24 protein-coding genes are annotated in these 25,425 nt (G+C 52.6%); 17 read left to right on the forward strand and 7 right to left on the reverse strand.

The features are described from left to right. Positions 1–140: 140 nt before the first annotated feature. A complete protein-coding gene (locus tag OHJ21_RS23015; protein WP_394057989.1) occupies positions 141–1,532 on the forward strand; it encodes an MATE family efflux transporter in 1,392 nt (463 codons plus the stop codon). 73 nt (positions 1,533–1,605) lie between these two features. Here OHJ21_RS23015 and OHJ21_RS23020 read toward each other — a convergent pair whose 3' ends face one another. Together OHJ21_RS23020 and OHJ21_RS23025 are read right to left on the reverse strand one after the other, a co-directional pair. Then, on the reverse strand, positions 1,606–1,944 hold the full coding sequence (locus OHJ21_RS23020; protein WP_394057991.1) for a TipAS antibiotic-recognition domain-containing protein: 339 nt from the start codon (positions 1,942–1,944) through the stop codon (positions 1,606–1,608). 25 nt (positions 1,945–1,969) lie between these two features. Further along, positions 1,970–2,176, reverse strand: a complete 207-nt coding sequence (locus OHJ21_RS23025) for a cation transporter (RefSeq protein WP_100539936.1) — start codon at positions 2,174–2,176, stop codon at positions 1,970–1,972. 229 nt (positions 2,177–2,405) lie between these two features. Here OHJ21_RS23025 and OHJ21_RS23030 point away from each other — a divergent pair, with 229 nt between their 5' ends. From OHJ21_RS23030 to OHJ21_RS23090, 13 genes are all read left to right on the forward strand, one after another. Continuing rightward, positions 2,406–3,020: a TetR/AcrR family transcriptional regulator gene (locus tag OHJ21_RS23030; protein WP_486021234.1), complete on the forward strand. Its 615-nt coding sequence runs from the start codon at positions 2,406–2,408 to the stop codon at positions 3,018–3,020. Positions 3,021–3,179: 159 nt separating this feature from the next. After that, entirely contained in the window at positions 3,180–3,722 is a 543-nt protein-coding gene (locus OHJ21_RS23035; RefSeq protein ID WP_486021236.1) for an RNA polymerase sigma factor, read from the forward strand. Continuing rightward, positions 3,712–4,527, forward strand: coding sequence for a hypothetical protein (locus OHJ21_RS23040; RefSeq protein WP_100539939.1), 816 nt, complete (start codon positions 3,712–3,714; stop codon positions 4,525–4,527). Before OHJ21_RS23035 ends, OHJ21_RS23040 begins: the two co-directional genes overlap by 11 nt. A 470-nt stretch (positions 4,528–4,997) precedes the next feature. After that, positions 4,998–6,218, forward strand: coding sequence for an asparaginase (locus OHJ21_RS23045; RefSeq protein ID WP_486021237.1), 1,221 nt, complete (start codon positions 4,998–5,000; stop codon positions 6,216–6,218). Positions 6,219–6,533: 315 nt separating this feature from the next. Further along, complete coding sequence (locus OHJ21_RS23050; protein ID WP_100539942.1) at positions 6,534–7,571, forward strand: LacI family DNA-binding transcriptional regulator; 1,038 nt, start codon at positions 6,534–6,536, stop codon at positions 7,569–7,571. A gap of 334 nt (positions 7,572–7,905) precedes the next feature. Then, positions 7,906–9,219 (forward strand): ABC transporter substrate-binding protein, encoded by a 1,314-nt coding sequence (locus OHJ21_RS23055; protein ID WP_486021238.1) that lies wholly within the window; start codon positions 7,906–7,908, stop codon positions 9,217–9,219. A 79-nt stretch (positions 9,220–9,298) separates the two neighbouring features. Then, the gene (locus OHJ21_RS23060) at positions 9,299–10,180 is read left to right on the forward strand and encodes a carbohydrate ABC transporter permease (RefSeq protein ID WP_090910407.1); all 882 of its coding nucleotides are present in this window, start codon (positions 9,299–9,301) and stop codon (positions 10,178–10,180) included. Next, positions 10,173–11,003, forward strand: a complete 831-nt coding sequence (locus OHJ21_RS23065; RefSeq protein ID WP_009591862.1) for a carbohydrate ABC transporter permease — start codon at positions 10,173–10,175, stop codon at positions 11,001–11,003. The genes OHJ21_RS23060 and OHJ21_RS23065 overlap by 8 nt, the downstream gene beginning before the upstream one ends. A 16-nt stretch (positions 11,004–11,019) precedes the next feature. Next, positions 11,020–12,261 (forward strand): Gfo/Idh/MocA family protein, encoded by a 1,242-nt coding sequence (locus tag OHJ21_RS23070; RefSeq protein ID WP_100539944.1) that lies wholly within the window; start codon positions 11,020–11,022, stop codon positions 12,259–12,261. Beyond that, positions 12,258–14,378 (forward strand): alpha/beta hydrolase family protein, encoded by a 2,121-nt coding sequence (locus tag OHJ21_RS23075; protein WP_486021239.1) that lies wholly within the window; start codon positions 12,258–12,260, stop codon positions 14,376–14,378. Before OHJ21_RS23070 ends, OHJ21_RS23075 begins: the two co-directional genes overlap by 4 nt. After that, the gene (locus OHJ21_RS23080; protein ID WP_486021240.1) at positions 14,371–15,645 is read left to right on the forward strand and encodes a Gfo/Idh/MocA family protein; all 1,275 of its coding nucleotides are present in this window, start codon (positions 14,371–14,373) and stop codon (positions 15,643–15,645) included. Before OHJ21_RS23075 ends, OHJ21_RS23080 begins: the two co-directional genes overlap by 8 nt. 45 nt (positions 15,646–15,690) lie before the next feature. Further along, positions 15,691–16,428: a glucosamine-6-phosphate deaminase gene (locus OHJ21_RS23085; RefSeq protein WP_326111428.1), complete on the forward strand. Its 738-nt coding sequence runs from the start codon at positions 15,691–15,693 to the stop codon at positions 16,426–16,428. Between the two features lie 14 nt (positions 16,429–16,442). Further along, positions 16,443–17,603: an N-acetylglucosamine-6-phosphate deacetylase gene (locus OHJ21_RS23090; protein WP_486021241.1), complete on the forward strand. Its 1,161-nt coding sequence runs from the start codon at positions 16,443–16,445 to the stop codon at positions 17,601–17,603. A gap of 107 nt (positions 17,604–17,710) precedes the next feature. Here the strand turns inward: OHJ21_RS23090 and OHJ21_RS23095 are convergent, their stop codons facing one another. Then, entirely contained in the window at positions 17,711–19,711 is a 2,001-nt protein-coding gene (locus OHJ21_RS23095) for an alpha/beta hydrolase family protein (protein ID WP_100539949.1), read from the reverse strand. Between the two features lie 300 nt (positions 19,712–20,011). On the opposite strand from OHJ21_RS23095, the gene OHJ21_RS23100 reads away from it, so the two are divergent. Beyond that, complete coding sequence (locus OHJ21_RS23100; protein ID WP_100539950.1) at positions 20,012–20,596, forward strand: nitroreductase family protein; 585 nt, start codon at positions 20,012–20,014, stop codon at positions 20,594–20,596. Between the two features lie 101 nt (positions 20,597–20,697). Continuing rightward, positions 20,698–21,069: a hypothetical protein gene (locus OHJ21_RS23105; protein WP_100539951.1), complete on the forward strand. Its 372-nt coding sequence runs from the start codon at positions 20,698–20,700 to the stop codon at positions 21,067–21,069. A 104-nt stretch (positions 21,070–21,173) separates the two neighbouring features. Here the strand turns inward: OHJ21_RS23105 and OHJ21_RS23110 are convergent, their stop codons facing one another. After that, a complete protein-coding gene (locus tag OHJ21_RS23110) occupies positions 21,174–21,365 on the reverse strand; it encodes a hypothetical protein (protein ID WP_100539952.1) in 192 nt (63 codons plus the stop codon). Positions 21,366–21,574: 209 nt separating this feature from the next. Here OHJ21_RS23110 and OHJ21_RS23115 point away from each other — a divergent pair, with 209 nt between their 5' ends. Next, the gene (locus OHJ21_RS23115; RefSeq protein WP_326119070.1) at positions 21,575–22,405 is read left to right on the forward strand and encodes an aldo/keto reductase; all 831 of its coding nucleotides are present in this window, start codon (positions 21,575–21,577) and stop codon (positions 22,403–22,405) included. Positions 22,406–22,511: 106 nt separating this feature from the next. Here OHJ21_RS23115 and OHJ21_RS23120 read toward each other — a convergent pair whose 3' ends face one another. The 3 genes from OHJ21_RS23120 to OHJ21_RS23130 form a co-directional block, all read right to left on the reverse strand. Continuing rightward, positions 22,512–23,093 carry a PadR family transcriptional regulator gene (locus OHJ21_RS23120; RefSeq protein WP_394058015.1) on the reverse strand — a complete coding sequence of 194 codons (582 nt, stop codon included), beginning with the start codon at positions 23,091–23,093 and terminating at the stop codon, positions 22,512–22,514. A 4-nt stretch (positions 23,094–23,097) separates the two neighbouring features. After that, positions 23,098–24,600, reverse strand: a complete 1,503-nt coding sequence (locus OHJ21_RS23125; RefSeq protein ID WP_100539955.1) for an MDR family MFS transporter — start codon at positions 24,598–24,600, stop codon at positions 23,098–23,100. A gap of 246 nt (positions 24,601–24,846) precedes the next feature. Beyond that, on the reverse strand, positions 24,847–25,254 hold the full coding sequence (locus OHJ21_RS23130; protein ID WP_486021243.1) for a VOC family protein: 408 nt from the start codon (positions 25,252–25,254) through the stop codon (positions 24,847–24,849). Positions 25,255–25,425 lie beyond the last annotated feature (171 nt).

Consider the following 25,425-nt stretch of genomic DNA (forward strand, 5'->3'; position numbering starts at 1 on the left):
GATTCGTGAGGTTTGAATTTTGATAGTTTTCGTTCGGAAAATGATATTATAACTCCAGTATACCATCTATAATTTGAGAAGGTTAAAGACCGTTTCATCATGAATTGTGTTTAACCCTTACATCATGGGTGGAGGTTGGAATGTTGGATAAAAACACAAACAAATTTACATTATGGGTTCTTGCATGGCCCATATTCATCGAGCTGTTCCTGCAGTTTTTGCTGGGAGCGGTGGATACATTGATGGTCAGCCGGATTTCCGATGATGCGGTTGCGGTGGTCGGATTCTCCAATCAGCTGTTTCAAGCCATGACAACGCTGTTCATGACGGTTGCCAGCGGTGCCGGCATTCTCATCGCCCAGAAGATCGGTTCGCATAAAACGGGCGATGCCCGAACGATCGGCATCATGGCGGTGAGTGCCACCACGATCATCGGATTGGTGTGCAGCGTCATATTGTTTGCGATGCCGGAGGCCATCGCTTCGATTCTCCAGCTGCCGGATCACCTGCTTCCGCTAGCCGGAACGTATATCTCCATTGTCGGCGGCGGGATGGTGCTGATTGCCATGATGGCTACGATGAGCACCGTCATCCGGAACACCGGCAACACGCGTGCGCCGATGTATGTAGCGATCGGAATGAATATCATTCACGTCATTATGAACTATGGGTTTATTTTCGGCGCTTTCGGCTTCCCGCAGTGGGGACTTACCGGCGTCGCCATTTCGACGGTGGTCAGCCGGCTGCTCGCTGTGCTCTTACTGCTGTATATATTCCTTCGTTCATTTGAATACCGGATCAAATGGAACGAATTCCGGGTGTTTGACCGTCCGCTGTTCGGCGAAATCCTTAAGATTGGATGGCCGCTCGGCATCAATATGTCTTGCTGGGTGTTTACGCAGCTGATCATTTATTCCTTCATTGCAACGCTGGGCGCTGCCGAGCTGGCAGCACGTACGTATATGAATACCCTGGAATCCTTCTGTTTCTTGCTGGGCTCATCGATCGCGATGGCTGCCCAGATTCAGATCGCGCATCTGTTCGGCGCAGGCCGGATCAAGGAGGCTTATCGGAGCGCGTACCGCGCGTTGGGCATCGGGGCTATTTACGTTGTCGTCAATGCCTTCCTGCTGTATGTGTTCGGGAAGCAGCTGCTGGGGCTGTTTACGGACGATAAAACCATCATTGCGATCGGTGCATCGCTCCTGGGCATGAATCTGATTCTCCAGCCTGGCAAAATGCTCAACATGGCACTCGGCAACTCGCTGAATGCGGTCGGAGACACAAGGTTTACGATGTATATTTCCCTTGGCTCGATGTGGCTGGTCGCGACCGTGCTCTCTTATGTACTCGGTATTCACATGGGGTGGGGGCTCATCGGCATATACTCCTGCATGATTGCCGACGAGTATTTGCGGGGCGTGCTGTCCTTCTTCCGCTGGCGCGGGCAGAAGCACTTGAGAAAGGCAGAGCAGGTCGAGCCGGTGAGCCATCAGGCACAGCCGATGGAACCTGCCCCAGTCCATGCTTGAGTATTAACCATCTATACGAAACAACAAAGGGATATCCGAGTTTTGGCTCGAGATATCCCTTTGTTTCACAACGTTACCGGGCTGATGCGGCCTTTTGAATATATTGATAAAACCTTAAGTCGATTCCGTGATCTTCCTGATGGGGGTGTTCTAGATGAAAACGTTCAATGGCTCGTTCATATTCAGGATCATGATCATGAAAGAGCGCTTTCTGCTCCTCAAGAAGCCGAGCGAATGAGACGATAGCTGGGTCGGTTGGCGGTATCTCTGCTTCCAATCCGGCTCGCAGCTTACCAAGGATTTCATTGGATTCTTTTCTCATTCGCTTCAGCTGCTCCGGGTCGAATTGCTCGAACTTCTGTTTTAATTTGTTCTGCTGCTCCGGCGTAAAGTATTCCCACGGACTGCTCATCCGGGTCACCTCCATTGGATTGATTTCATGACTGCAGGACTTTATATCCGTGCTCTTCAATCGCTTCTTTTATCTTCTCCAGGGATTGTTGGCTTTCATCATATTCTACCGTTACTGTACCGCTTGCCAAATCTGCAGAACCTTTGCTCCCTAGCTCCCGCAGCGCGGATTCGATCGACATGACACACAGTTCACAGCTCATACCTTCAATTTGTAATGCAGCTTTTTTCATAACCTGCCCCTCCTTCATCGAAGATTTGGACATTCGAACATTCAGGTATTTGCTTTTTCTAATCGAATTAATCGACATTGATGTTGATTATTGACTACAATGGGATCATATAATAGGGAATACATGGGATCAATCCGCAATCTTTTTCAATGTGTTGCATAGTAGATACATTCATCCGGAACTGTCTAATTTCTTATAAATGACTTTTTTTAAAAGAGGAGATTGCGCCATGTCAGAGAAACTGGATCGCCGTAAAGCAAGGACAAGGGAGCAACTGCGTAAAGCATTAATTGAGATCATGGAGGAGAAGGGGCCGGACCGTGTCACCGTAAGCGATTTGACTGAAAAAGCCGACATTAACCGCAGCACCTTTTATTTGCATTATACGGATGCAGTCGATCTGCTCTCACAAGTTAAAGGTGAAGTGTGGGAGGGATTGAGGAGTAGAATGGAAAAGCTGAATCCTTATGAATATTTGTCCTATGCAGCGAGGAGCGAGCCGGATCCCGCCATGGTGAACGTGATCGAATATTATGCGGAACATGCCGATTTTTTTCGGGTGATTCTCGGTCCTAAGGGCGACCCTGCTTTTGCGGTACAAATCAAGGAGTTTTTGCAGACCCAGCATATTTCTAAAATACTTGATCTCAGGCCCGATTTAGCGGAGACGATTGTGCCGAAGGATTTTATGATCGCTTATTTTGCTGCCTCGAACCTTAGCATTCTCCTGCATTGGATAGAAAGCGGGATGCAACAGTCTCCAAGCAGCATTGCCCTGATGATTACCCATATTCTTGGCAGTGCAGTAAGGCAGTTGTATGGCATTGAAGCGGGGAAGGTTTAATCTGTATAAGGATCGATATGGTGTAGAGGATATTCCGAACAGCGTGTAATCGGGGTATCCTTTTTTTGCCATACTATAAAAATGACGCATTCGAAAACTTTTTACCCGCATGGCGGGGTATTGTAAGTGATTGGCCAAGTGAAAGGAGGAAAGCGCGGTTTGGTACACGACCTTATACAACGACTAAAGACGGAATACAGTGACGAATGGTTCGAAGAACTTTACCGGTTATACGCGGATCGGGCGATTCGAACGGCTACCGCAGTAACCGGAAGTCCGGCAAGCGCTGCCGACGTGGTCCAGGAAACGTTTATCCGGGTTTACCGAAACCTCGGTGCCTATGATGGAAGCAAACCCTTTGACCCGTGGTTCAACCGGATTCTCTATAACGAGTGCAACCGATATTTGAAGAAACATGCGAGAGTGGTGCCTTCCGAGATATCGGAGGAGAGGGATCTTCCCGCGGAAACCGACACCTACGATTTTGACCGGCACGGCGAGATATATGAGATGGTACAGCGGCTGGATGACCAGCACCGGATTCCCATGATCTTGAAATATTTGAATGATTTTGCCGAGAAGGATATCGCGGACATGATGGAGCTGAATGTTAACACGGTGAAGTCCAGATTGTTCAAAGCCCGAAAGAAGTTGAAGGAATGGATGCTGCAGAATAGGGGAGGGAATCAGCATGGGACGTGATCCATTGGATCAAGAGATTAAAGACGGCTTGAAAAAGGGTACGGATGACGCGATGCGACAAAAAGACGAAATTTGGACGGCGATTAAGGAGCGGATTCATAGCGAGCAAGCCCAGCGGCCAGTGGAAGCCGAAACAGCCTTTGCTCCGCGGGAATCGAAAGGACGCCGCCGTTCCGGTCGAAGATCGGCAGGATGGATTGCGGGAACCGCCGCTGCGGCAGCCATTGTGCTGACCGTCAGCTTCCAGACGGCACCGGTTCAGGCGTTTATTGATCAGGTGAAGGAATGGTTTGCTCCTCAGAAAACGGTCGAGCAGGAGCTTGAGGGTACGCCGGAAACGAGCGTAGATCAGCTGCATGAGGGTGCGGATTATGTGATTTATATTGATGAGAGCCGGTTTAAAATGGTCCATGAATCGGGCGTGGACCGCATCGAATTGAAGGAGAAACCGACGGATGACCGCTATCCGGACGTGTTCATGGAAATTTCGCAGGCGGGCATGGATCCGAAGACCGCTGCGGAGCAGATCCAGGCGGAACTGCAAGAGTATCCGAAGGTCGAGACGAATCTGGTGGATGAACCGATTCAAGGCTGGGAGGTGCGTGCAGTAGGCGGAACCGGCGGTAAAGCGTGGGATGATCCGGTGATACGATATTACGTTTTTGATAACGGGCAGGGCGGCAGCTTTGTCGTGAAGCAGCAGTATTTCCTGGAGGCCGCCGAAGGCTTCGGTGCACGCTTCCATAACATGATGAAGGAATTCCATATAACGACCCATACCAATGCAGAGTCTGACGGTGCGTAGGGAGCTTAAGTTCATTGATTTCTTTTAAGAGAACGCGCGGTAGCGAGCTCCTATTCGATCAGTCACATCGTGGTTGATAACATTATGGCCTATGACGCATGATGATGCCGGTATGAACTTAGATCGATAACCAACGACAGTATGTACAAGGATAGTCCAATCGTATGATGAGGGGCTATCCTTTTTTGTGTTCAAAGGATCGGTTTAAAAAGTTGAGTGGCTAATCCATATGTAATGTTATGTTACACAATCCGCATCTATCATATCATTTAAGCACTCCCTTATTCTGGAATATAATATTTTAAATTCATTGAAAAAGTGTGAAAATTCAATGATATTGATGTTTATCTTTAATTGTAAACGTTTTCTCTATCATATGTTCGATTTGTTATATTAAATAACATTAAATAGAATAACTCTAACAAATACATATTTATATGTAACATATTATAACATTAAGGGAGAGTGCCATGATGAAACCAAAGTCCAAACGTCCTTTAGCGGTCTGGAGTACCGCTGCATTCACCGCTTTTGTTATTTCCTTATCTCCTCTTGGAACCTATGCGGCACATGCTACCACGGTAACGGAAGTGAAAGGCACGGTTAGTACGGCTGCACCCGTACAGACCTCTGCAGCGCCGGGAAGGAATACGACGGTACCTCCTCTATCGGAAGTTTCCAAGCAATCGACCAAGCCCAACGTGCTGGTGGTTGCGACTGGCGGCACGTTGGCGGGCCAATCGACGGATGCCACCAGCTTCCAATCTTATCGGGCAGGTACGCTGAAGATCGAAGATATGGTGGGCGAGCTTCCCAATACGGACAAGATCGCGGATATCAGCACGCTCCAGTTCGGCAATTCCGGATCAAGCGCGTATACGATGGCGGACCTGTATGATCTGTCCCAGACGGTGGACCATGCGCTTGAGGTCTATGACAGTGTCGTGGTAACGACGGGGACGGATACGATGGAAGAGATTGCGTACTTCCTTGATCTGACGGTGCAAAGCGACAAGCCTGTAGTCATTACCGGCTCCATGCGGCCTTGGACGGTAATCGGCTCCGATGCGCAGGCGAACTTGTACAATGCCATCAAGCTGGCTGGAAGCGGCCGCACGGAATCCTTCGGCACGGTGCTTATGCTGAATGATACGATTCATCTGGCGCGCGGCGTAACCAAGACCAATGACTACCGTACCGACACGTTTGAAACGCCTATGCTGGGCGCCGTCGGATATATCGATGATGAGAATATTCGAATATACCGTGCTCCCCTTCGAGCGATGAAGGCGGAAGGGGAAGGCAAACCGGTATTTGATCTGAGCAAAATCACGAAAGAGGACCTGGCGAAGGTTGAAATTGCAATCTCCTATCAGGAAGCCGGCGGTGGTGCGATTAGAGGCTTTGTGGCAGACGGAGCTAAAGGCATTGTTACTTCCGGTACCGGTGCAGGCGGCATCTCGAGAGAGATGAGCGCGGCCCGCAAGGAAGCCATTGAGAAGGGGGTGGTTTTCGTAACAACGACCCGTACAGGCTCCGGCAGCGTATACGGCGGCGGTGAAGGCATCATTTCAGGTGACAACCTGAGTCCTCAGCAAGCCCGCGTTCTGCTGCTGCTCTCCCTGTCCTTTACGGATGATTTCAATACCATTAAGGGTTGGTTTGCAACCTACGGAACACCTGAAGTGTAATCTCAGTCTCAGTCATTTTTTAGCTGCTCCTTATTCCTACTGAACCATGAAATTCCTTCCACCAATATATTTGCCGCCGGGGATGACCCGGCGGTCTTTTTTTGTTTGCAAGCGGCACGGAAAACTAATCGATATTGGCGTTCGTCACATTCAGCGGCTAAATATAACGTTTCTGCCAATGGGATTATAGCCGAGAAATGCGGGATCTGCGGATCGGGCATGAGCGTTAAGGATATTTTCATCGGTTTATTGCTTTCTATGTCAGCTATTTGTATACTTTACAATAGTAAACGATTACTATAAGTGAGGGATCCTATGAAGAAGCCGACCACGATACATGATATAGCGAAGATGGCAAATGTTTCTTCGGCGACGGTTTCGCGCGTGTTAAGCAACAGCAGTTATCCTGTCAGCAAGGAGCTTAAAGAGCGCATCCAGAAAATCGCGAAGGAGTCCAATTATATTCCGAATATGCTTGGCAAGCAGCTGAAGAAGAATAGCAGTAATACGATCGGAGTCATCATTCCTTCTATTGTGAACCCATTTTATTCTTCCGTCATTTTCGGGATCGAAGAGGTGGCTCGGCAGAATAGTTTTACGGTAATCGTATGCAATTCCCTGCAAGATCCATCGCTGGAAGACGAGTATCTAAGGACGATCATGGAGAAACAGGTCAAAGGCCTGATCATCTCCTCGATCTCCAAGGATAAGAGCCAGTTGATCCAGTTGATGAAGCTTGGCCTGAACGTCATCGCCATCGATCAGAAGATCGATGAGGACAACATTAACCAGATTGAGTTCGACTACCACAAAGCTGGTTACATCGCAACCAAGCATCTGCAGGAGAAGGGGCATGCGCGCATCGGTTACGTCACTTCCAAGCTGGATCGCCCAAGCCGCCGAAGCATTCATCAGGGCTATATGTCGGCGATGAAGGACGCGGGTCTCAAGCCGCTGGTGGTCGAGTCCCCGACCGAGGAAGTGTATAATGCTATCACCGAATTCGACACGGGTAAGCAGCTCACGCAGAGACTACTGGAACATTCGCCGCAGCCGACGGCGATATTTGCGTGCAACGACATGATGGCCTTTGGGGTGATCAACGAATTGTCGCAGCGCGACATCCAGGTGCCGGAGCAAATTTCGGTGATGGGCTTTGACGGCATTGATGTGGGACAGATGATTCATCCGCCGCTCACAACGATGAAGCAGCCCGATTACGAGATGGGGAAGATGGCCTGCAAAATGCTGCTGGATATGATGCAGGGCGACGATAGTCCGATGTTTGATGTGATGCTGCAGCCTAAATTGCTGGAGAGAAAATCGGTCCGGGATATCCGGGAGATCAAGTAAATACAAGGATGGCATAAAGCCCGGGCATAACACAACTGCTCGGGCTTTATTTGTTTGTAGTAAAAGATATCGATTACTAACTTTTTTCCTATCTGTTTCTTGATTTAGCGAATGGAAAACAATTCATGCTGAACCTTGGAATGCCTTATATAGCGCTTGAATTCAGACTTTTATTGTAAAAATAATCGTTGGGAGCATAGAAAACGCTATTCAAGAAAGGGCTTCCATGCTATACTCGTTACAGAAATCGATTACTATAAAATGGATACCTTTGGAATGAGCTGGAGCAGAAAACACGCAATCTCTATTTGTAACTCAAAAAGGAGGGTTTTCAATGTCAAAAAAGGTAAAGGTATTCACCCTGATGCTTGCGTTTATGATGGTGTTCACCGCGTGCTCCTCATCCGGCGGGTCAACCGACGGGGAAACTCCGCCGGGCGAACCGGGAGGCAGCAAGGACAAAGTGACGCTCAAAATTGGGCTACCCGGCAGCTACGAGGTGACGAGTAAGGAGATTATCGACGGCTTTATTGCGTCCCATCCCCACATCAACGTTGAAATCCAAGAGGCGCCTTGGGGGGACTTTACGTCCAAGATCGCCACGCAAATTGCAGGCAACACGATGCCGGACGTCTGGTTCCAGGAGAACGCCACCATACTTAGCTACGGGGAACGAGGCGTGGCAGAGGACTTGTCCTCCTACATTGATGCCGACCTGAAAGCGGACGAATACATCGACGGCCTGTTCTCCGCCAAAACGCCGGAAGGGAAGATCTGGGGTGTCCCCCACGGCATTAACCCGATTGCGCTGGCGTATAACCAGGATGTCTTCGAGAAGGCCGACGTGCCGGTACCGACCGACGACTGGACCTATGACGACCTCATTAAGGCCTCCAAGCAGTTGACGATCAAGGAAGGAGACCAAACCAGCCAATTCGGATTCATCGGTTCCTTTTCCATAACCAACGGCTGGTTTCCTTGGATCAAGCAGGCAGGCGGCTCCGCCTTGGACGACACCCTGACGAAATCGCGGTTTGACGACCCCAAAACCGCGGCCGGATTACAGCAGCTGTATGACGGTTTGGATCAAGGCTATTTTGCCGATATCGATTTCCTGAAAGCGAACGGCGGCGAGCTCGAAGTATTCGCGAGCGGCAAGGCCGCGATGTATTTCCTTCAATACAGCCTGCAGGTGAATATGAACGAGAGCTTTGCCGATACGAACTGGGATGTCGTCAAAATTCCGAAAGGGGTTGACGGCAAGCGCTATGTTCCGATGGTAGCCAACACGTGGCTGGTCTCCTCCAGAGCGAAGCAGGAATCGAAGGATGCCGCCTGGGAGTTCCTGAAATATTACCTCAGCGATGAAGTGCAGGATATCATCGTCAAGACGGGATCCACGCTGCCCGTAAAAAAGTCGGCGCTGGATCAATTGAAGAACAGCACCGCCAAACCTCTGAACAAAGCGGCTTTCACGGACGGCATTAACGAAGGCGGCGTTACCCTGGATGAGAATGCTACCTGGAGCGAATGGCGCATTCTGGTGCAGCAGGTGGTCAATGAAATCATGGTAGGCAATGTTTCGGTGGAAGACGGCGTGAAGGATATTCATGCCAAGGTTCAGGATGTGCTGGACTCCGGTAAATAACTTTCATGGATCAGGGAGATGCAGTCTTGGCGACGTATCGGACTGCATCCCTGCTCCGTTAACGAAAGGCAGGTGTGTCATGCAGAAACAAGGATACTGGGGTTATATCTTCACATTGCCATTTGTCATCAATGTCGTGGTGTTTCTCTTATTTCCGATCCTCTTCTCCACGTATATTTCATTCACGGAGTGGGATTTGTTTAACCCGCCGCGGTGGATCGGGCTGGACAACTGGGTGCGGGTCCTGAACAAGCACGAGTTCTGGGTGTCCATCCGGAACGTGTTTGTGTTTGCGCTCATCTTCGTGCCGATTCAGACGTTAATGGCGTTCGTGATCGCTTTTATGCTGAATCAGGCCATCCGGGCCAAGGGCTTGTTCCGGCTGTTCTATTTCCTGCCCGTTGTGACTCCGTGGATCGCCGGCGGCGTGGTCTGGGTGTGGATGTTCAACTATCAATACGGCGTGATCAACTGGGTGCTGGAGTCTGTCGGGCTTGCCCCCGTCAAATGGATTGACAGCAGCCATTGGCTGATGGTCATCTCCAGCATCGCGATCGTTCAGGTATGGAAGGGCGTGGGCCAATCCATGATCATGATTCTGGCCGGCATGCAGAACGTTCCGAAAGAGGTGCTGGAAGCCTCGCAGATCGATGGCGCCAATGGCTGGAAGCAGCTGACGAAGGTGGTATTCCCGATGGTAACGCCGATGGTGTATCTCGTCATGATTTTGTCTACCATCTCGGCATTCCAGGCGTTCGACGTGTTCCTCGGTCTGTTCGGTTCCATCACCACGGGCATACCGGAGAGAAATATGGTGCCGAATCTGCTGGTGTACCGGGACGCGTTCCTGCTCTTCAAAATGGGACCGGCATCGGCAACGGCCTGGCTGCTGTTTGTCATCATCCTGAGCTTCACGTTGTTTCAGAAGTATTTCGAGAAAAAGTGGGTGCACTATGACTAAGACGACTCACCCCTTGCTTAAGGTGCTGATGTACCTGCTGCTGATTGCCGGTGCGGTTTTCATGGTGTTCCCGTTCATATGGATGCTGTCCACATCGCTGAAGACGGTTGGCGCCATCTCGCAGATGCCGCCGCAGCTCATCCCGAATCCACTGAATTGGGATAACTATGTGACGATATGGAATAAAGTCGACTTCGGTCGATATACCTTGAACAGCTTTTTCATCGTCTCGATCGAGATGGTGGGATCCTTGGTCTCCAGCGCTTTCGTGGCCTTCGGGCTGGCGATGTTTACCTTTCGGCTGCGGGGGCTCATTTATATGATCATGCTGGCTACCCTGATGATTCCGTCGCAAGTGACCATGATCCCGACCTATTTCATCTGGAAGGAATTCGGGGCGTTAAATTCGTATTACCCTTTGATCGTCCCCAGCTTTCTGGGCGGGGCGTTCGGTATTTTCCTGATGCATCAGTTCATTAAATCCTTGCCCAAAGAGCTGTATGAATCTGCTACGATCGACGGCTGCAGCCCGCCGGGCATATTCTTCAAAATTTATCTGCCGCTGTGCAAGCCAGCGCTGGCGGCGCTGGGCGTATTCACCTTCATGGGCGCGTGGAACAACACGCTGGGCCCGCTGATTTACCTGCAAGACAAGGAATTGTACACTTTGCCGCTCGGCTTGCTCTACCTGAAATCGGAGAACGTCAATCAAGCGCTGCTGATGGCGGGGGCCGTTATTACGACGCTGCCGGTCGTTATCGTCTATCTGTTCGCGCAGAAGCAATTTGTTCAAGGCATCGCTTCGACAGGGATGAAAGGCTGAAGGAGGAACTTACGACATGAAGAAGTACGTGCTGGTCGGCGCTGGATCGAGAGCGCTGTATATGTTTGCTAAGCCGATGGTTACTGACTGGAGAGGCGTCCTTGCCTTTGAAGGCGTGTATGATGCCAATCCCATGCGGGCGCGCTTTCTGAGCGAGGAGTGCGGGGGAATACCCGTGTATGATGATTTTGACGAAATGATCGCCGCCGCGAAGCCGGATGTCGTAATCGTGGCGAGTACGGATTACACGCATCATACCTATATCGTGCAAGCCTTGAGGGCAGGCTGCGACGTCATTAGTGAGAAGCCGATGACGATTGACGAGGACAAGTGCCGAGAGATCCTGCAGGCGGAGTCGGAGAGCGGGAAGAAGGTGACGGTCACGTTCAACCTTCGGTTTGCGCCTTATTTTGCGACCGTGAAGGAACTGCTGCTGCAAGGAGTCATCGGAGATGTTTACCATATTGATCTGGAGTGGTTTCTGGACCGCCGGCATGGCGCGGACTATTTCCGCAGATGGCACGCCGAGATGAAGAACAGCGGCGGGCTGCTGGTTCACAAGTCCACGCATCACTTCGACATCGTAAACTGGTGGATGAACAGCCGTCCCGCGGAAGTTCATGCGTTCGGGACGAGACGGGTGTACGGGGACGACCGGCAGGATCACGGAGAACGGTGCCTGACTTGCCACCGGAAAGGCGAGTGCGAGTTCTATATGGATATCGAAAAGGATCCGTTTCTTGAAAAATACTATCGCCAGGCGGAAGAAGCCGACGGCTATTTGCGGGACCGGTGCCTGTTTGACGGCCGTATCGACATTTGTGACACGATGTCGGTCAATGTCCGGTATGACAATGATGCGATGCTGACCTATTCTCTCGTCGCCTATAGCCCGTATGAGGGTTGGCGCGCCGCGATCAACGGCAGCAAAGGCCGGATCGAGGTTTCGAATGTATACAGCAACGCGGATATGAAGCAAGGGGAAGCGAGCCGGATCCATATCTTCAGAGCCGATGGCACGGAAGAGCTGGTCGAGGTCAATACATCGGCCGCCGGTCATGGCGGCGGGGATGCGAAGCTGCGCAAGGCACTGTTCGAAGGCGGGATCGAGGATCCGCTAGGCCAACAAGCCGACAGCTCGGTAGGCGCGGAATCCCTTCTGATTGGCGCCACAGCCAATCGCTCCATTGCCGAAGGCCGGGCGATGAAGCTTCCGGACGTTTCGCCGACGTTTGTCAACGGGAGTTCATCGAGATGAACAGCGTTCAGGAACTGGAGCAGTATATCTGCACGTTATACGACACGCGGGATCAATTGAAGGCGCATGTGTTCGAGCGTTCCGATGCCGCATTTGCCGCCGGGGATGCCATTCGGGACGCCATCGTCACGGCCGAGGCGGCAAGAAAGCGGCAGGAGGACATAAGGGCGGCCTTCCTGGGATCCATCGGTGGTCTTCCCAATGCATTCGCGAACCCGGAAAGGGAGGAAGGGCCGGTTTTCGGGGAGGAAACATCGCCTGACAACTCTCCGCTTAAGGAGCGTTCGCACTGGTTCGCCGGGAACGCCGGTAACATGTCAGGTGGTAGAACCGATTCCCTTCGTAACGGACGCACGACGGGAAGTATTCGCGGAACCGGCTTTCAAGTAGAGAAGGTCATGTTCGAGTCCCTTCCGGGGTATGATGTCACGTCGAATCTGTATCTGCCCGATCACCGGGAAGAACGCTCCGCGGCCGTCCTGTTTCTGAGCGGGCACGAGCTGGGGGCGAAGCATGATGCCTATTATCAGCGCGTCATCCAGCACTTCGTCCGGGCAGGCATCATCGTGCTGGCCATTGATCCGATCGGGCAGGGCGAGCGCCTCAGCCTTCATGATTTCGAGGATCGGGAAGGGGGCTTCGTATGGGGAACGAAGGAGCATCAGCAGTACGGCGTTCAGTGCCATATGCTCGGCGACAGCGTAGCCCGTTATTTCGTTCACGATGCCATGCGTGCCATCGACTACTTGTGCGAGCGGCCCGAGGTCGATTCGTCGCGGATCGGCGTAACGGGAAACTCCGGCGGCGGAACGCAGACGGCCATGCTGATGGTCAGCGATGAACGTATTGCGGCAGCGGCTCCGGCCACCTTCATCATGAACCGGCAGCTGTACATGCATGCTGGCGGCGTGCAGGATGCCGAGCAGGTATGGCCGGGCCTGTCCGGGCTGGGTTACGACCATGAGGATCTGCTCATCGCTTTTGCGCCGAAGCCGTTAATCGTGCTGGCGGCGGAATACGATTTTTTCCCGATCGAAGGCACGCGGCGCACCGTTGATCGCTGCAGGCGCTTTTGGGAGCTGCTCGGTCACCCGAATGACCTGCAGCTTGTGACCGATGCCTCGACGCACCGCTATACGGACCGGCTGGCCGCGGCGGCGGCGGAATTCTTCGTCCGGCATCTTGAGGTGAAGGCTGCTCCCAACGATGCCATGAAGATAGAGGCGCTGCCTCCGGAACAACTGTGGTGCAGTCCCAGCGGTCAGGTGTATCGGGATAATGCTGATGCAAGGACGATCCGGGACTTCAATGCAGATCGCTACGACCAACTGGCAGCAGCCCGTTCGCTGCTGCCGACGCAGCAAAGACAGGATCAAGCAAGGCAGTGGCTGCTGGAGAAAATCTGTGCCTTCCGCAAGCCTTGCGAATTGAACCCGCGCATTATTGGATTGGGCGCAGTGGAGGGCCTTGAGGCCGATTATCGCTTGTGGTGGTCGCAGGAAGGCATCATGAACAGCGGTTATGTATTCCGACTGGCCGGGGTTACAGTCGAACGAAGGCAGCCGCTGACCGTTGCGGTTTGGCGTGGTGGAACCCGCCGCTTGAAGGATCACTGGGCCTGGATTCGGGAGACCTGCCGATCCGGCCGTGCGGTACTGGTGCTGAATACGTCCGGCGTCGGTCCCCATGAGCCTTATCCGATATACGGGAAACCAGCGCATTCCTACTTTGGCGTGCTGCATAAGCTTGCCGATGATTTGATCTGGCTCGGGGACAGTTTGGCTGCGCTGCGCACACACGATGTCCTCCGGTGTATGGAGGTCATCTCGCATTTTGATGAGTGGCAGGCGGGAGCGATCCCGTTCTATACCGTGGGTCGGGAAGGGCTGTATGTGCAGCTTGCCGCGGAGGTTGACCGAAGAATCGGGAAGATTACGGCCGTTCATCCTGTGAGCAGCGCGGCTGATCTGGTCAGGGCACGGCAGCTTGAGGAGGAGGAAGCGATGAGCGTCGTGTTTCCCGGTATTTTCAAGGTGCTTGATCCCTCCGAGCTGAACCAATCGCGGGGAGAAAGTCGCAGGCGACTAGAGGGAAAGGAAGTGGAAGAACATGAGTAAACCAAAACCATTGACGGTCACGCTGGTCGGGGCCGGCCTTCGCGGCATGATCTACAGCGGTTATGCGATCCAGCGGCCGGAGGAAATGCAGATTGTTGCCGTTGCCGATCCGGATGAGGTGCGGCGCAGCCGCTGCCAAGCGAAGTTCGGGATAGCGGATGAGAAGTGCTTCACGAGCTGGGATGACCTGTTTGCCGGACCCCGTCAATCGGATGCGGTCTTCATCTGTACGAGGGACCGTGACCACTATGAGCCGACCATGAAGGCGCTGGCAGCCGGGTACCATGTGCTGCTGGAAAAGCCGATGTCGCCGGAATGGCAGGAATGCATCGATATGGGCCGGCAGGCGGAAGCCTACGAACGCACCTTAACGATTTGCCATGTTCTCCGGTATGCGCCTTTTTTCCAAGAGCTTAAACGTCTGCTTGATGAGGGAAGGATCGGCCGCTTGATGTCGATCCAGCACAATGAGAACGTCGGCTATTGGCACCAGGCCCACTCGTATGTGCGGGGATATTTCAATAACAGTGAGTCATCCAGCCCGATGATTTTGGCCAAATCCTGCCATGACTTGGACATTATGCAATGGCTGGCGGGGGGCCAATGCCTAAGCGTGGCCTCTTATGGACATCTGTCCCATTTTCGACCGGAATCGGCTCCGCCGGGCGCGCCGAAGCGCTGCCTGGATGGATGCCCGGTATCGCACGAATGCCAGTATTATGCGCCGAATACGTATTTGATCGAGAATGCGGGCTGGAAAGGCGAGGCCGCGAGCAACGACCCGAGTTACGAAGCGCGTTACCAAGCGATGCTGGAGGGCCCTTTTGGCCGGTGCGTCTACCACTGCGATAACGATGTCGTGGATCATCAGGTCGTCAGTATGGAATTCGAGCATGACATAACGGCGGTGTTCACGATGAGCGCGTTCACGGAGAAATGTAACCGTACCATCAAGCTAATGGGGACCGAGGGCGAGATTCGGGCCACAATGGAAACCAACGAGATCGAGATCCGCCGCTTCGGCAGCGGGAAGCAGGAAGTCATCCGACTCGTCGATCCCGAAGGTCATGTAGGCCATGGCGGCGGGGATATGCGTTTGATTGCGGATTTTGTGAAGTCGGTCCAATCTCAGGGACGGCATAACAGTTCAACCTCTGCCCAAGCGTCGATACAGAGTCATTTGATGGCCTTTGCCGCCGAGCGTTCCCGCGTAGAGAAGCGCATGGTGAGGCTGGAGGAGTTTCTGAATAGCAGCGTTCTCGTTTAAGGCTTGCCGTTCGATAACGCTGTACAACAAGGAGGAATTATCATTATGCAGTTGAACATCTTGGAACATGCGGATCAAGCAGGTTTGGAGGCGGCCCGCGCTTGCGAGGCCATTCTCCGCGATACGATCGCGGACAAAGGAAAAGCGCGCATCGTCCTGTCGACGGGCGCGTCGCAATTCGAGTTTTTGTCGCACTTCGTGAAGCTGAATCTGGAATGGGAAAGAATCGAAATGTTCCATTTGGACGAATATATCGCGCTGCCGGAATCTCATCCTGCGAGCTTTCGCAAGTACTTGAGGGAGCGCTTCCTGAAATATGTGAGCGTCGGCCAAGCTTGGCTCATCAACGGGGAGGGCGATCCCGAGGAAACGGTGAAGCGGCTGAATGAGGAGATCGTCGAAGCGCCCGTGGATTTGGCCCTGATCGGAATCGGGGAGAATGCGCACATTGCCTTTAATGATCCGCCGGCCGATTTTGATAACGATTCGCCTTATACGATCGTGAATCTCAGCGATACATGCAAGAGCCAGCAGGTAAGGGAAGGCTGGTTTGCATCGAATGAGGATGTGCCTAAACAGGCGATTACGATGACGGTCAAACAGATTTTGAAGAGCCGGCATATCGTATCGGTCGTGCCCCATCAGGCGAAAGCGGCAGCCATTCAGAATACGATTCAAGGCGGGGTGGATAACCGGGTGCCGGCTACCATCCTGAAGACGCATCCCAGCTGGATGCTATATCTGGATAAAGCATCGGCAGCGCCGATTTATCAATGGGCTTAGTTAGGGGGATGCCTATGATGTGGCGTGGAAAGCTCCCGCATACCGGTGAGCCGGTGGAGGTAGAAGCGTTAGACGGTCGGATTACGGCTATCCGGCGGTTGGGGCAAGACGAGAAGACGGCGGCGCTGCCCTGGATCAGCAGCGGCTGGATCGATGTGCAGGTTAACGGCTTCGGCGGATACGATTTGAATGGAACCGTGACGTCGCCGAGCGATATTGAAGGCGTTACGCGGGCGCTGCACCGCAGAGGGGTTGCCACATACTTGCCGACGGTCATCACGGGCAGCTATGACCGGATGCGTCAGGCATTTCGAGGATTGTACAAGTATGCCGAGTCCAAACAGCTTGGAAGCGCCTCGATTGCCGGCATTCATATGGAAGGCCCCTATCTATCCGGTGAAGATGGAAGTCGAGGGGCGCATCCGAGGGAGTATATCCGGAATCCGGATTGGGACGAGTTTCAGCGGCTGCAGGATGCAGCCGGCGGGCTTATCCGGATGGTGACCCTCGCGCCGGAGCGCGAAGGCTCGGTTCCTTTTATAGAGAAGCTGGTCCAGGCGGGCGTGGTCGTGGCGATCGGGCATACGATGGCTGCAGGGGAACAGATCGATCAAGCGGTGCGGGCGGGGGCGACGCTTTCGACGCACCTGGGAAACGGTTCGCAGCCCGTTATGCCGCGCCACCCCAATTATATCTGGCATCAGTTGGCGGACGACCGGTTATGGGCCACCTTTATACCGGACGGCCACCATCTGGCGCCCCCTGTGCTGAAAGCGATGCTGCGGGCGAAACGGGACAAAGCGGTGCTTGTCAGCGATGCCGTCATGTTCGGCGGCATGGCTCCCGGTCGCTACAGCAGCCTCATCGGAGGCGAAGTGGAGCTGACGGCAGACGGGCGCCTGCATACGGTAGCGAATCCGGCGATACTGGCCGGATCCGCTTCTTCGCTGGACGTTGGCATTGCGAATGCGATCCGCTATACGGATATGACGCTGGCGGAAGCGGTAAGCGCGGTCACGGACCGCCCGGCTATGGTATTGGATATGCCGCAGTTGGGCGGTCTTGCGATCGGGAACCCGGCGAACCTGACGCTGTTCGACTGCGGTGCGGACGGTTCGGGCATGTTGGTCAGGGAGACCGTTGTAGCGGGCGAGACGGTGTACGGTCCTGTTTGATGAAAGATCAAGAGGAGCATGGTTTTGCGCAAAACCAATATAAAAAAACCATCCTGATGCGAGCATTCATTGCGCCAGCTCGCACAGGGATGGTTTTTCTTTTTATGTTATTTTTCGATATGCTCCACAAACCAACGGACGATATGACTCAAGCGTTTAACCCGCAGATGAGGATGGCCGCTTCGGGACAAGTTATGATCCGCGCCAGGGAAGCGAATCAGCTGGGTTTCCCGGCCCAGTCGCTTCAACGCGATAAACAGCTGTTCTCCCTGCTCGATCGGGCAGCGGAGGTCCTGTTCGCCGTGAAGGATGAGCAGCGGTGTATTGACGTCCTTCACATAAGCGAGCGGGGAGTGCTTCCACAGCTTCTCGAGATCGTCCCAAGGATTGCCCCAGATTTGATCCTGTGTAAAGGTATAGCCGATATCGCTGACGCCGTAGAAGGAGATCCAGTTCGATATCGAGCGCTGGGTTACCGCAGCCTGGAACCGGTCGGTATGACCGACGATCCAGTTGGTCATGAAGCCGCCGTAGCTGCCGCCGGTTACGCCAAGACGGGAGGCATCGACATAGGTGTAGGTATCCAGAACATAATCTACCGCTTCCATCAGATCCTGGTAATCCCGACCGCCGTAATCGCCTCTAACGGTATTGACGTGTACCTGACCGTACCCGTGGCCACCCCGAGGGTTGGTGTAGAATACCGCATAGCCGGCTGCAGCAAGCAGCTGGAACTCATGCATGAACGTATGTCCGTACATGGCTTGCGGACCGCCGTGAATTTCCAGCACGGCCGGGACTTTCGCGCCTTCCGTGAAGCCGGCTGGCTTCATGATCCACCCTTGGATCGGCCAGCCGTCCGACGTCCGGAACGTAAAGGACTCCGGCGTGCTTAACGTAAGCTCGTTCCACAGCTCCTCGTTGCAGTTTGTCAGACGTTTCTCCTCGTTCTTGGCGATAGAGAAGCTGAACAGATCGCCGGGCTGCAGCGGGTCGGCAGCGGCGAACACCACGTTCTCCTCCGATGTCAGAGCAAATTGGTACACCTCGCGTTCACCCGATACCACCAGCTCGTAAGAAGAACCATCCAGGGCAAAACGTCCAATATGGACGCCGCCATCCTGGCTGAGCTGGATGTATACGGATTGACCGTCCTTACTGAACAGAGGAGGCGTTCCGGCTCCGGCTCTCATGTCGCTGACCGCGGCGTGCCCCAGCTGAATATCCATGTCCGTGAAGAGGACGCGGGATGCTCCGCCCGAGAGCGGGACCAGGTGGATTTTGGTCAGCGTGGCAAAACCGCAGCTGAGATCGCTGGCAAGCATGAGCATATACTGCCCGTCCGGGGTGAATGCAATGGAGCCGATCGAGAGGGTTCCATCCGTCAATTCGGTTACGGATCCGCTGGCAAGGTCCATGACGAACACATCGCCGGTCAAACGAAGATCCGGATCCGGGAATTGCTCCGTGGCAAGGCTGCTGCTGTATGCGATGCGGGCACCGTCCGGTGACCAGGCGAAGGCATATACGTCAAAATCTCCTTCTGTAATTTGCTTGGACTCTTCCGTTGCCGGATTCACGAGGTATAGATGATGTCGACGTTCATTCCACAATCCGGCGCCATCGGCTTTATATTTAATGCGATTAATGATCTTTTCCTCAGGCAGCTTGTTGTTACCGTCTTTGTCTGATTCTTGGCTTTCCGTAGGTTCTGCAGCTTCTACCTCGCTTCTAACGAGCAGGCGTGCGCTGTCCGGAGACCATCTGAAGGCGCTGACTCCGTGCTTCATGTCGGTAACCGGCCTTGCTTCCCCTCCGTTGGCAGGCATGATCCATACCTGCGGCTTATCGCCTTTTTTGCGCAAGAAGGCAAGCTCCGACCCGTCAGGGGACCAAGCGGGTGCTGTATCCGCCTCGCCGGACGTGAAGGGAACGTCCTGGTCTCCGTTTGGAGGAAGCAGACGGATATGGGAACGGTAACCGTCGAACTTTTCGCTGACGGATTTATGTACATAGGCTATGGCTCCACTAGCTGGGGAGACGACAGGGTCATTTACCCAATGCATCCGGTACAAATCCTCTGGCGTTATGAGTCGCTTATCAGTCATGAATCATCCTCCTAATCTTCTTGTGAGTTAAACCTCATTATCCCAGATAATGGCATGGAAATCTAGATAAAAAATGAGAGAGCAAATGTGAATGTTTCGTACCAAATGCTAGTAAAATAGAGGGTTAATTACAATATTTCTAGATTGTAATAGGAGGATTTAGAAGTGAAAACAGCTCATTAATTTTCAACTGGTCAATTTAGAAGCGATATGGTGTGCTTTTTGTTATAATTGAGACAGGCTCTCAATTAGGAGTATGCAAATTACACCAACTATATATAGCTCGGGAGGAAATGAGATATGAACGTAAGTGAAGCGATCCGCACGCGCCGCAGCCTTGGCAAGGTCAAGCCTGACGCCGTGCCGCAGGAATGGATTGAACAGATCATAGAAGCAGGAACCTGGGCGCCAAACCACAAGCTCACGGAGCCGTGGAAATTCTTTGTCATGCAAGGGGAGGGACGCGACGTGCTCGGCAACGCCCTTGGTGACATACAGGCGGCAGGCGGCGATGATACGAGTGAAGAGGCTGTAAATGCAGCGCGCGAGTCGGGACGTACGAAGGCATACCGGGCTCCGGTTGTCATCGGTGTGGCGGTTGAACCGTCCCCGGATCCCAAGGTGATCGAGCTTGAAGAGTACGGAGCGGTATTCGCCGGCATTCAGAATATGCTCCTGCAAATTCATGAGCTGGGTCTGGGTGCCGTGTGGAGAACGGGCGAGCCGTGTTTCCATACGCTGATGAATCAAGCGTTCGGATTGAAGCCTGAAGATAAGATGCTAGGTTTCCTGTACATCGGATATCCGGATATGGAACCTAAGCAGGGGAAACGTCAACCGGCAGCGAACAAAACGGTATGGCTGAATAGTGCTGCAGACCTGTAGTTGATCTACCCTCAGCCGCAAAAATCCGGTATAATGAACCCTAAGTTTGTTTAAAGGATGTTATGGCATCCGGGCGATTGACACTAGGGGAGTGTACATGGATGAAATTTCGGTTCAAGCAGTGGGATCTGGGGAGCAAGTTGATTTTTATAGCCACCTGTTTAGCGATGGCCTCTTTCTTTTTTAAATGGCTGGATATCGGCGTGGCTGCAGAGAATGGTTTTTTGCAGGGCGGCGTGTTTTTTATCGTATGTTTTATCTATCCATTTTTGAAAGTGGTTCGCGAGAAGAAGATGAATAAAATCATAGCATACGCCTTTGCGCTGGTCGCAATTTTTTTGACGATGATGTACGTGTCATCCAAGACCGTAGAATTCTTTGGCCAGACGATAAGAGGGGCGGCCGCGGGGCCGTATCTGTTCTTGGCATCATGCGGACTGCTGAGCTTCGGTATTTTTAGACGCAAGTACTAGACTCGCGGCGCATTGCTTTTGCATATGGAGTGATAGGGATGAAGGGCTGAACCCGGAGGCGACATACCTCTGACAGGGACGGCCCTTTTTCTATTGGAGACGGATCACCACCGGGTGAGAAGGACAAAGCCGCTGATCGACACCGCGTACATGATTAACAGCACCACGGCGTACTTTTTGGCACGGATGTTCAGGTTGAAGGCGGCGGAGAGTCCGTTGTTGATGATATTACCGATGAATAGAATGAGGATGAGAGCGAGTGCGGTGATCGCAACGATGAGCGTAACGGTTTCCATGTGTTTGTGAATCCTCCTGTTTAAGCTGCTAATGGTGTATAAGATAGATTCCATTGTAACGGATGAAGTTTAAACCCCGGTTAAAAGTAGTTAAAAAATGAAAGCAACCTTGTTAAGTAGCGTAACGTTGAGCGGGATACTGGGATTTTGATATACTGTAGAAAGCGGCTTTACAACCGCTGCATTACATAAACAGGAGGGATTTCAGAATGGCCAATCAAACTTTTACCGATGGACCTACTTTGAATGACGGCGTAAAAATGCCATGGCTGGGCCTTGGCGTATGGAAGACCAAAGAAGGCGAAGAGGTTATTCAGTCCGTAAAATCAGCAATCGCTGCAGGGTACCGCAGCATTGATACTGCTGCCATCTACGGCAATGAAGAGGGCGTAGGGCAAGCCATTCGCGAATCCGGAGTTTCGCGGGACGAGCTGTTCATCACCACCAAGGTGTGGAACGATGACCAGGGGTATGAGAAGACGCTGCAAGCGTTTGAGACGAGCCGCAAGAAGCTCGGGCTGGATATCGTTGATTTGTATCTCGTGCACTGGCCGGGAAAAGATAAATACCTCGACACGTGGAAAGCATTGATTCATCTGCAAAAAGAAGGACTCGTTCGTTCCATCGGCGTCAGCAACTTCCAGATTCGCCACCTGCAGCATATCATCGAGGAAACCGGTGTCGTACCGGTTGTCAACCAAGTCGAATTGCATCCGCTGCTCTCCCAGAAGGAGCTGCTGGGGTATGCACGTGAGAACCGTATCGTCCTGGAGGCGTGGAGTCCGTTGATGCAGGGCAATCTTGATCAACCGGTGCTCGCGCAGATCGCGGAGAAATACGGAAAAACCACGGCGCAAGTCATTCTGCGCTGGGATATTCAAAACGGTGTCATCGTCATTCCGAAATCGATTAAAGAGCATCGTATTCGCGAAAATGCAGGCATCTTCGATTTTGAGCTTTCGGCGGAGGATATGGCAGCTATTGACGGCTTGAACCAAAACAAACGTTTTGGCTCCAATCCGGATGAAGTCCTGTTCTAATTTCGTTTCCCTATAAAAAGAGCGAGCACAACCCGGAATGAGGGAAGTGCCCGCTCTTTTTTTACGCATTCAGAGATTTCATTATCAGGATGGAGAACTCTTACCGTTATCTATCTTCGGGCCCATCCTCCGGAAACAATGGTTCACCAATCGTACCGAGCTTTCCCTGTACTAGATCTTCGTGCAATCTTTTCAGCCAGTTCAGGTCGGTCTTGGCATGTTCATACATCCCGATCATCAGATGCTGGGCGCTGCGGGGGACGATATGTTGGTGTTCCACGTATAATTGATATGACTGGTTCACCCGATGCTCTGCCTCCCGGATACGGGACTGCAGGATCGGGGCAAGAACGGCCGGGTCCGCGTGCCGCGAGAACGGCAGCGCAATATAGAGCGGGTGGTGCACGGGCTCGATGTCCCTGAATTTTTTGAGCAGCAGCTGCTCAAAAAGCTTTCGTCCGGCATCCGTGATCCGGTAGATGGTTTTGTCCGGGCGGCTATCGCTCTGTATGGTTTCCACTGCCTCAATATATCCGTCCTCGGCAAGCCGGTCTACCGCGTAATAGAGAGAGCCCATCTGGAGTTTTGTATACTGATCCATGCCGCGATCCTTCATCTTGATCCGGATCTCGTACGGATGATGGTCTCCTTCCAGCAGCAAGCCCAGGATGGCCAGCTTCATTGACATGCCATTAGGCTCCCTTGGCCTTGGCAGGAACGGTCACCCGTTCGTTGCCCATCATGAGCACGAACACCAGAGCCAGCACCGCCGGCACAAGCGCCCACAAGAACGTATTCGCAATGGAATCCGCCAAGGAAGCCGTGATCTGTTCACGCACGTTCGGCGGGAGCTGCCCCATCACTTCAGGTGAAAGGACGGCATCCGCATTTAACTCGGCACCGGCCGGCGCGTTTCCTCCGGCTTCCGCGAGCCGGTTGTTCAGGCCGTTGCGCTGGATGATCCCGAAGATCGTAATCCCCACCGTCATGCCGAAGGAGCGAAGGAAGGAGTTCGTCGATGTTGCCGCGCCGCGCTGTCTGGCATCAAAGTTATGGATGGAGGCCATGCTGAGCGTGGAGAACGAGAACCCGACGCCAAAGCCGGTCAGGACCATGAAGAGCGTTAACAGGTAGCGCGGCGTATCCGGGCTGATCGTGCTCAGGCAGAAAATGCCAGTGATAAAGCACAAGACGGACAGAATCATGATGTTTCTAAACGAAGTCCGGGTCGTCAGCATACCGCCGCCTTGGCTGCCGAATACGCTGCCGAGCATCATCGGCATCAGAATGAGGCCCGAATTGGTTGCCGATCCACCGTACACTCCGCTCACAAAAATCGGAATGTAGATGGTTGCCACGATAAAGGTTGCTCCATAGAACAATGCAACTATATTGCTCGAAGCAAACAGGCGTTTACGGAACATTTGGAACGAAATAATAGGTTCGGCTGCTCGGGTCTCTGCGAATAGAAACACGATAAACAAAGCAATGAATCCCCCGAACAAGCCCAGAATTTGCGGTGAATCCCATGGATAGGTTTGCCCGCCCAGCTCCAGACCGAACATCAGGCAGATGATCGCGCCTACAAGCGTTGCAGCCCCCGTCCAGTCAATCTTTTGCTTGGCATGGGAACGAGACTCCTTGTAGGAAGTCATGATGAAGATAAAGGATACGATCCCGATCGGAACATTGACATAGAATATCCATTCCCAGCCGATGCTGTCGGTAATAAAAGCACCCAGCAGCGGTCCCATAATGCTGGAGGTACCGAATACGGCACCGAGCAATCCCGTCATTTTACCGCGCTTCTCCGGCGGGAACAGGTCAAAGACGATGGTAAACGCAATCGGCATAAGAGCACCGCCGCCGATTCCTTGAATCGCCCGGTAAATAATAAGCTCTGTCATGTTGTTCGCCATCCCGCAGAGGGCGGAACCAATCAGGAAGACAACCAGCCCGAATATAAAGAACCGCTTCCGTCCGTACATATCGGACAGCTTGCCGAAGATCGGCGTGCCGGCCATAACGGCAACCATGTAAATCGAGGTTACCCAGACGACTTGGTCGAAGCCCTGGAGATCGCGGATAATCGTCGATAACGCGGTCGCTACAATCGTGTTATCGATGGCGGCCATGAAGATGCCGAGCAGCAGACCAGCCACAACCAATTTGATGTTGCTTTGTTGTGCATTCATGTTAAGGATACTCCTTTTCCATATTCAACTATGTACATATTATTCAAATTTGAATAATTCGGTGGTTATATTGTAGCCGGATTAACAGATGTTGGCAAGATGTTTAATGACACAGCCTTTCTCTACATTCTGGACAAGAAAAAACAAGGCCAACCCAAAGCTTACGGGATGACCTTGCGATCATAAAGAGTCAGCTGCCGGAAAGCCTTCGCGCCAAACGCGCTGCTAGCTGTGCCAATTAAGGCTCTAACTGTTCATCTGCGGCGATTTGGGATCCAACTGCATGAATTCGATCCGGTTGCCGTCCGGATCCCTTGCCCAGCACTGCCAGTTGAAGTCTTTTCCTTGGACCGGCGGGACGTCCAGCTTCACACCTTGATCGCGGAGATGCTCGGCGATACGCTCGATATGTTCCACCTCGAGGCAGAGATGGGAGAATCCGACGGGCCGCTCCACTTGCTCCGGTTTCTTTTGCCCACCGTAAAACAATTCGATAAACTGTCCTTCACGCACCTTAATGTACTCGATCCAGGGCTCGCCCTGATCGTTAGGAATATCAAAAGCACGGGTGAAACCAAGAATATCACAGTAAAAATGCAGAGACTTCTCCATATCGGCGACATCGAACGCCAGATGGGCGATACCTTTAATCATGACGGCATTCCTCCTTGGTATGCATTGAAGCTTAAGGATCAGACGTATTCATAAGTCTATTGTAGCTTATTCTGTATACGCTTCCATATATATTTACAAAATCGGGGTAATAAAACAATGAAGAGTAAAAGGACCGACCTGATACGTTCGCTGAAGAACGAAAAGGGTCGG

Origin of the sequence: Virgibacillus sp. LDC1 (assembly GCF_025792345.1) — a bacterium.
In the GTDB taxonomy this organism is placed as follows: domain Bacteria; phylum Bacillota; class Bacilli; order Paenibacillales; family Paenibacillaceae; genus Paenibacillus_AQ; species Paenibacillus_AQ lautus.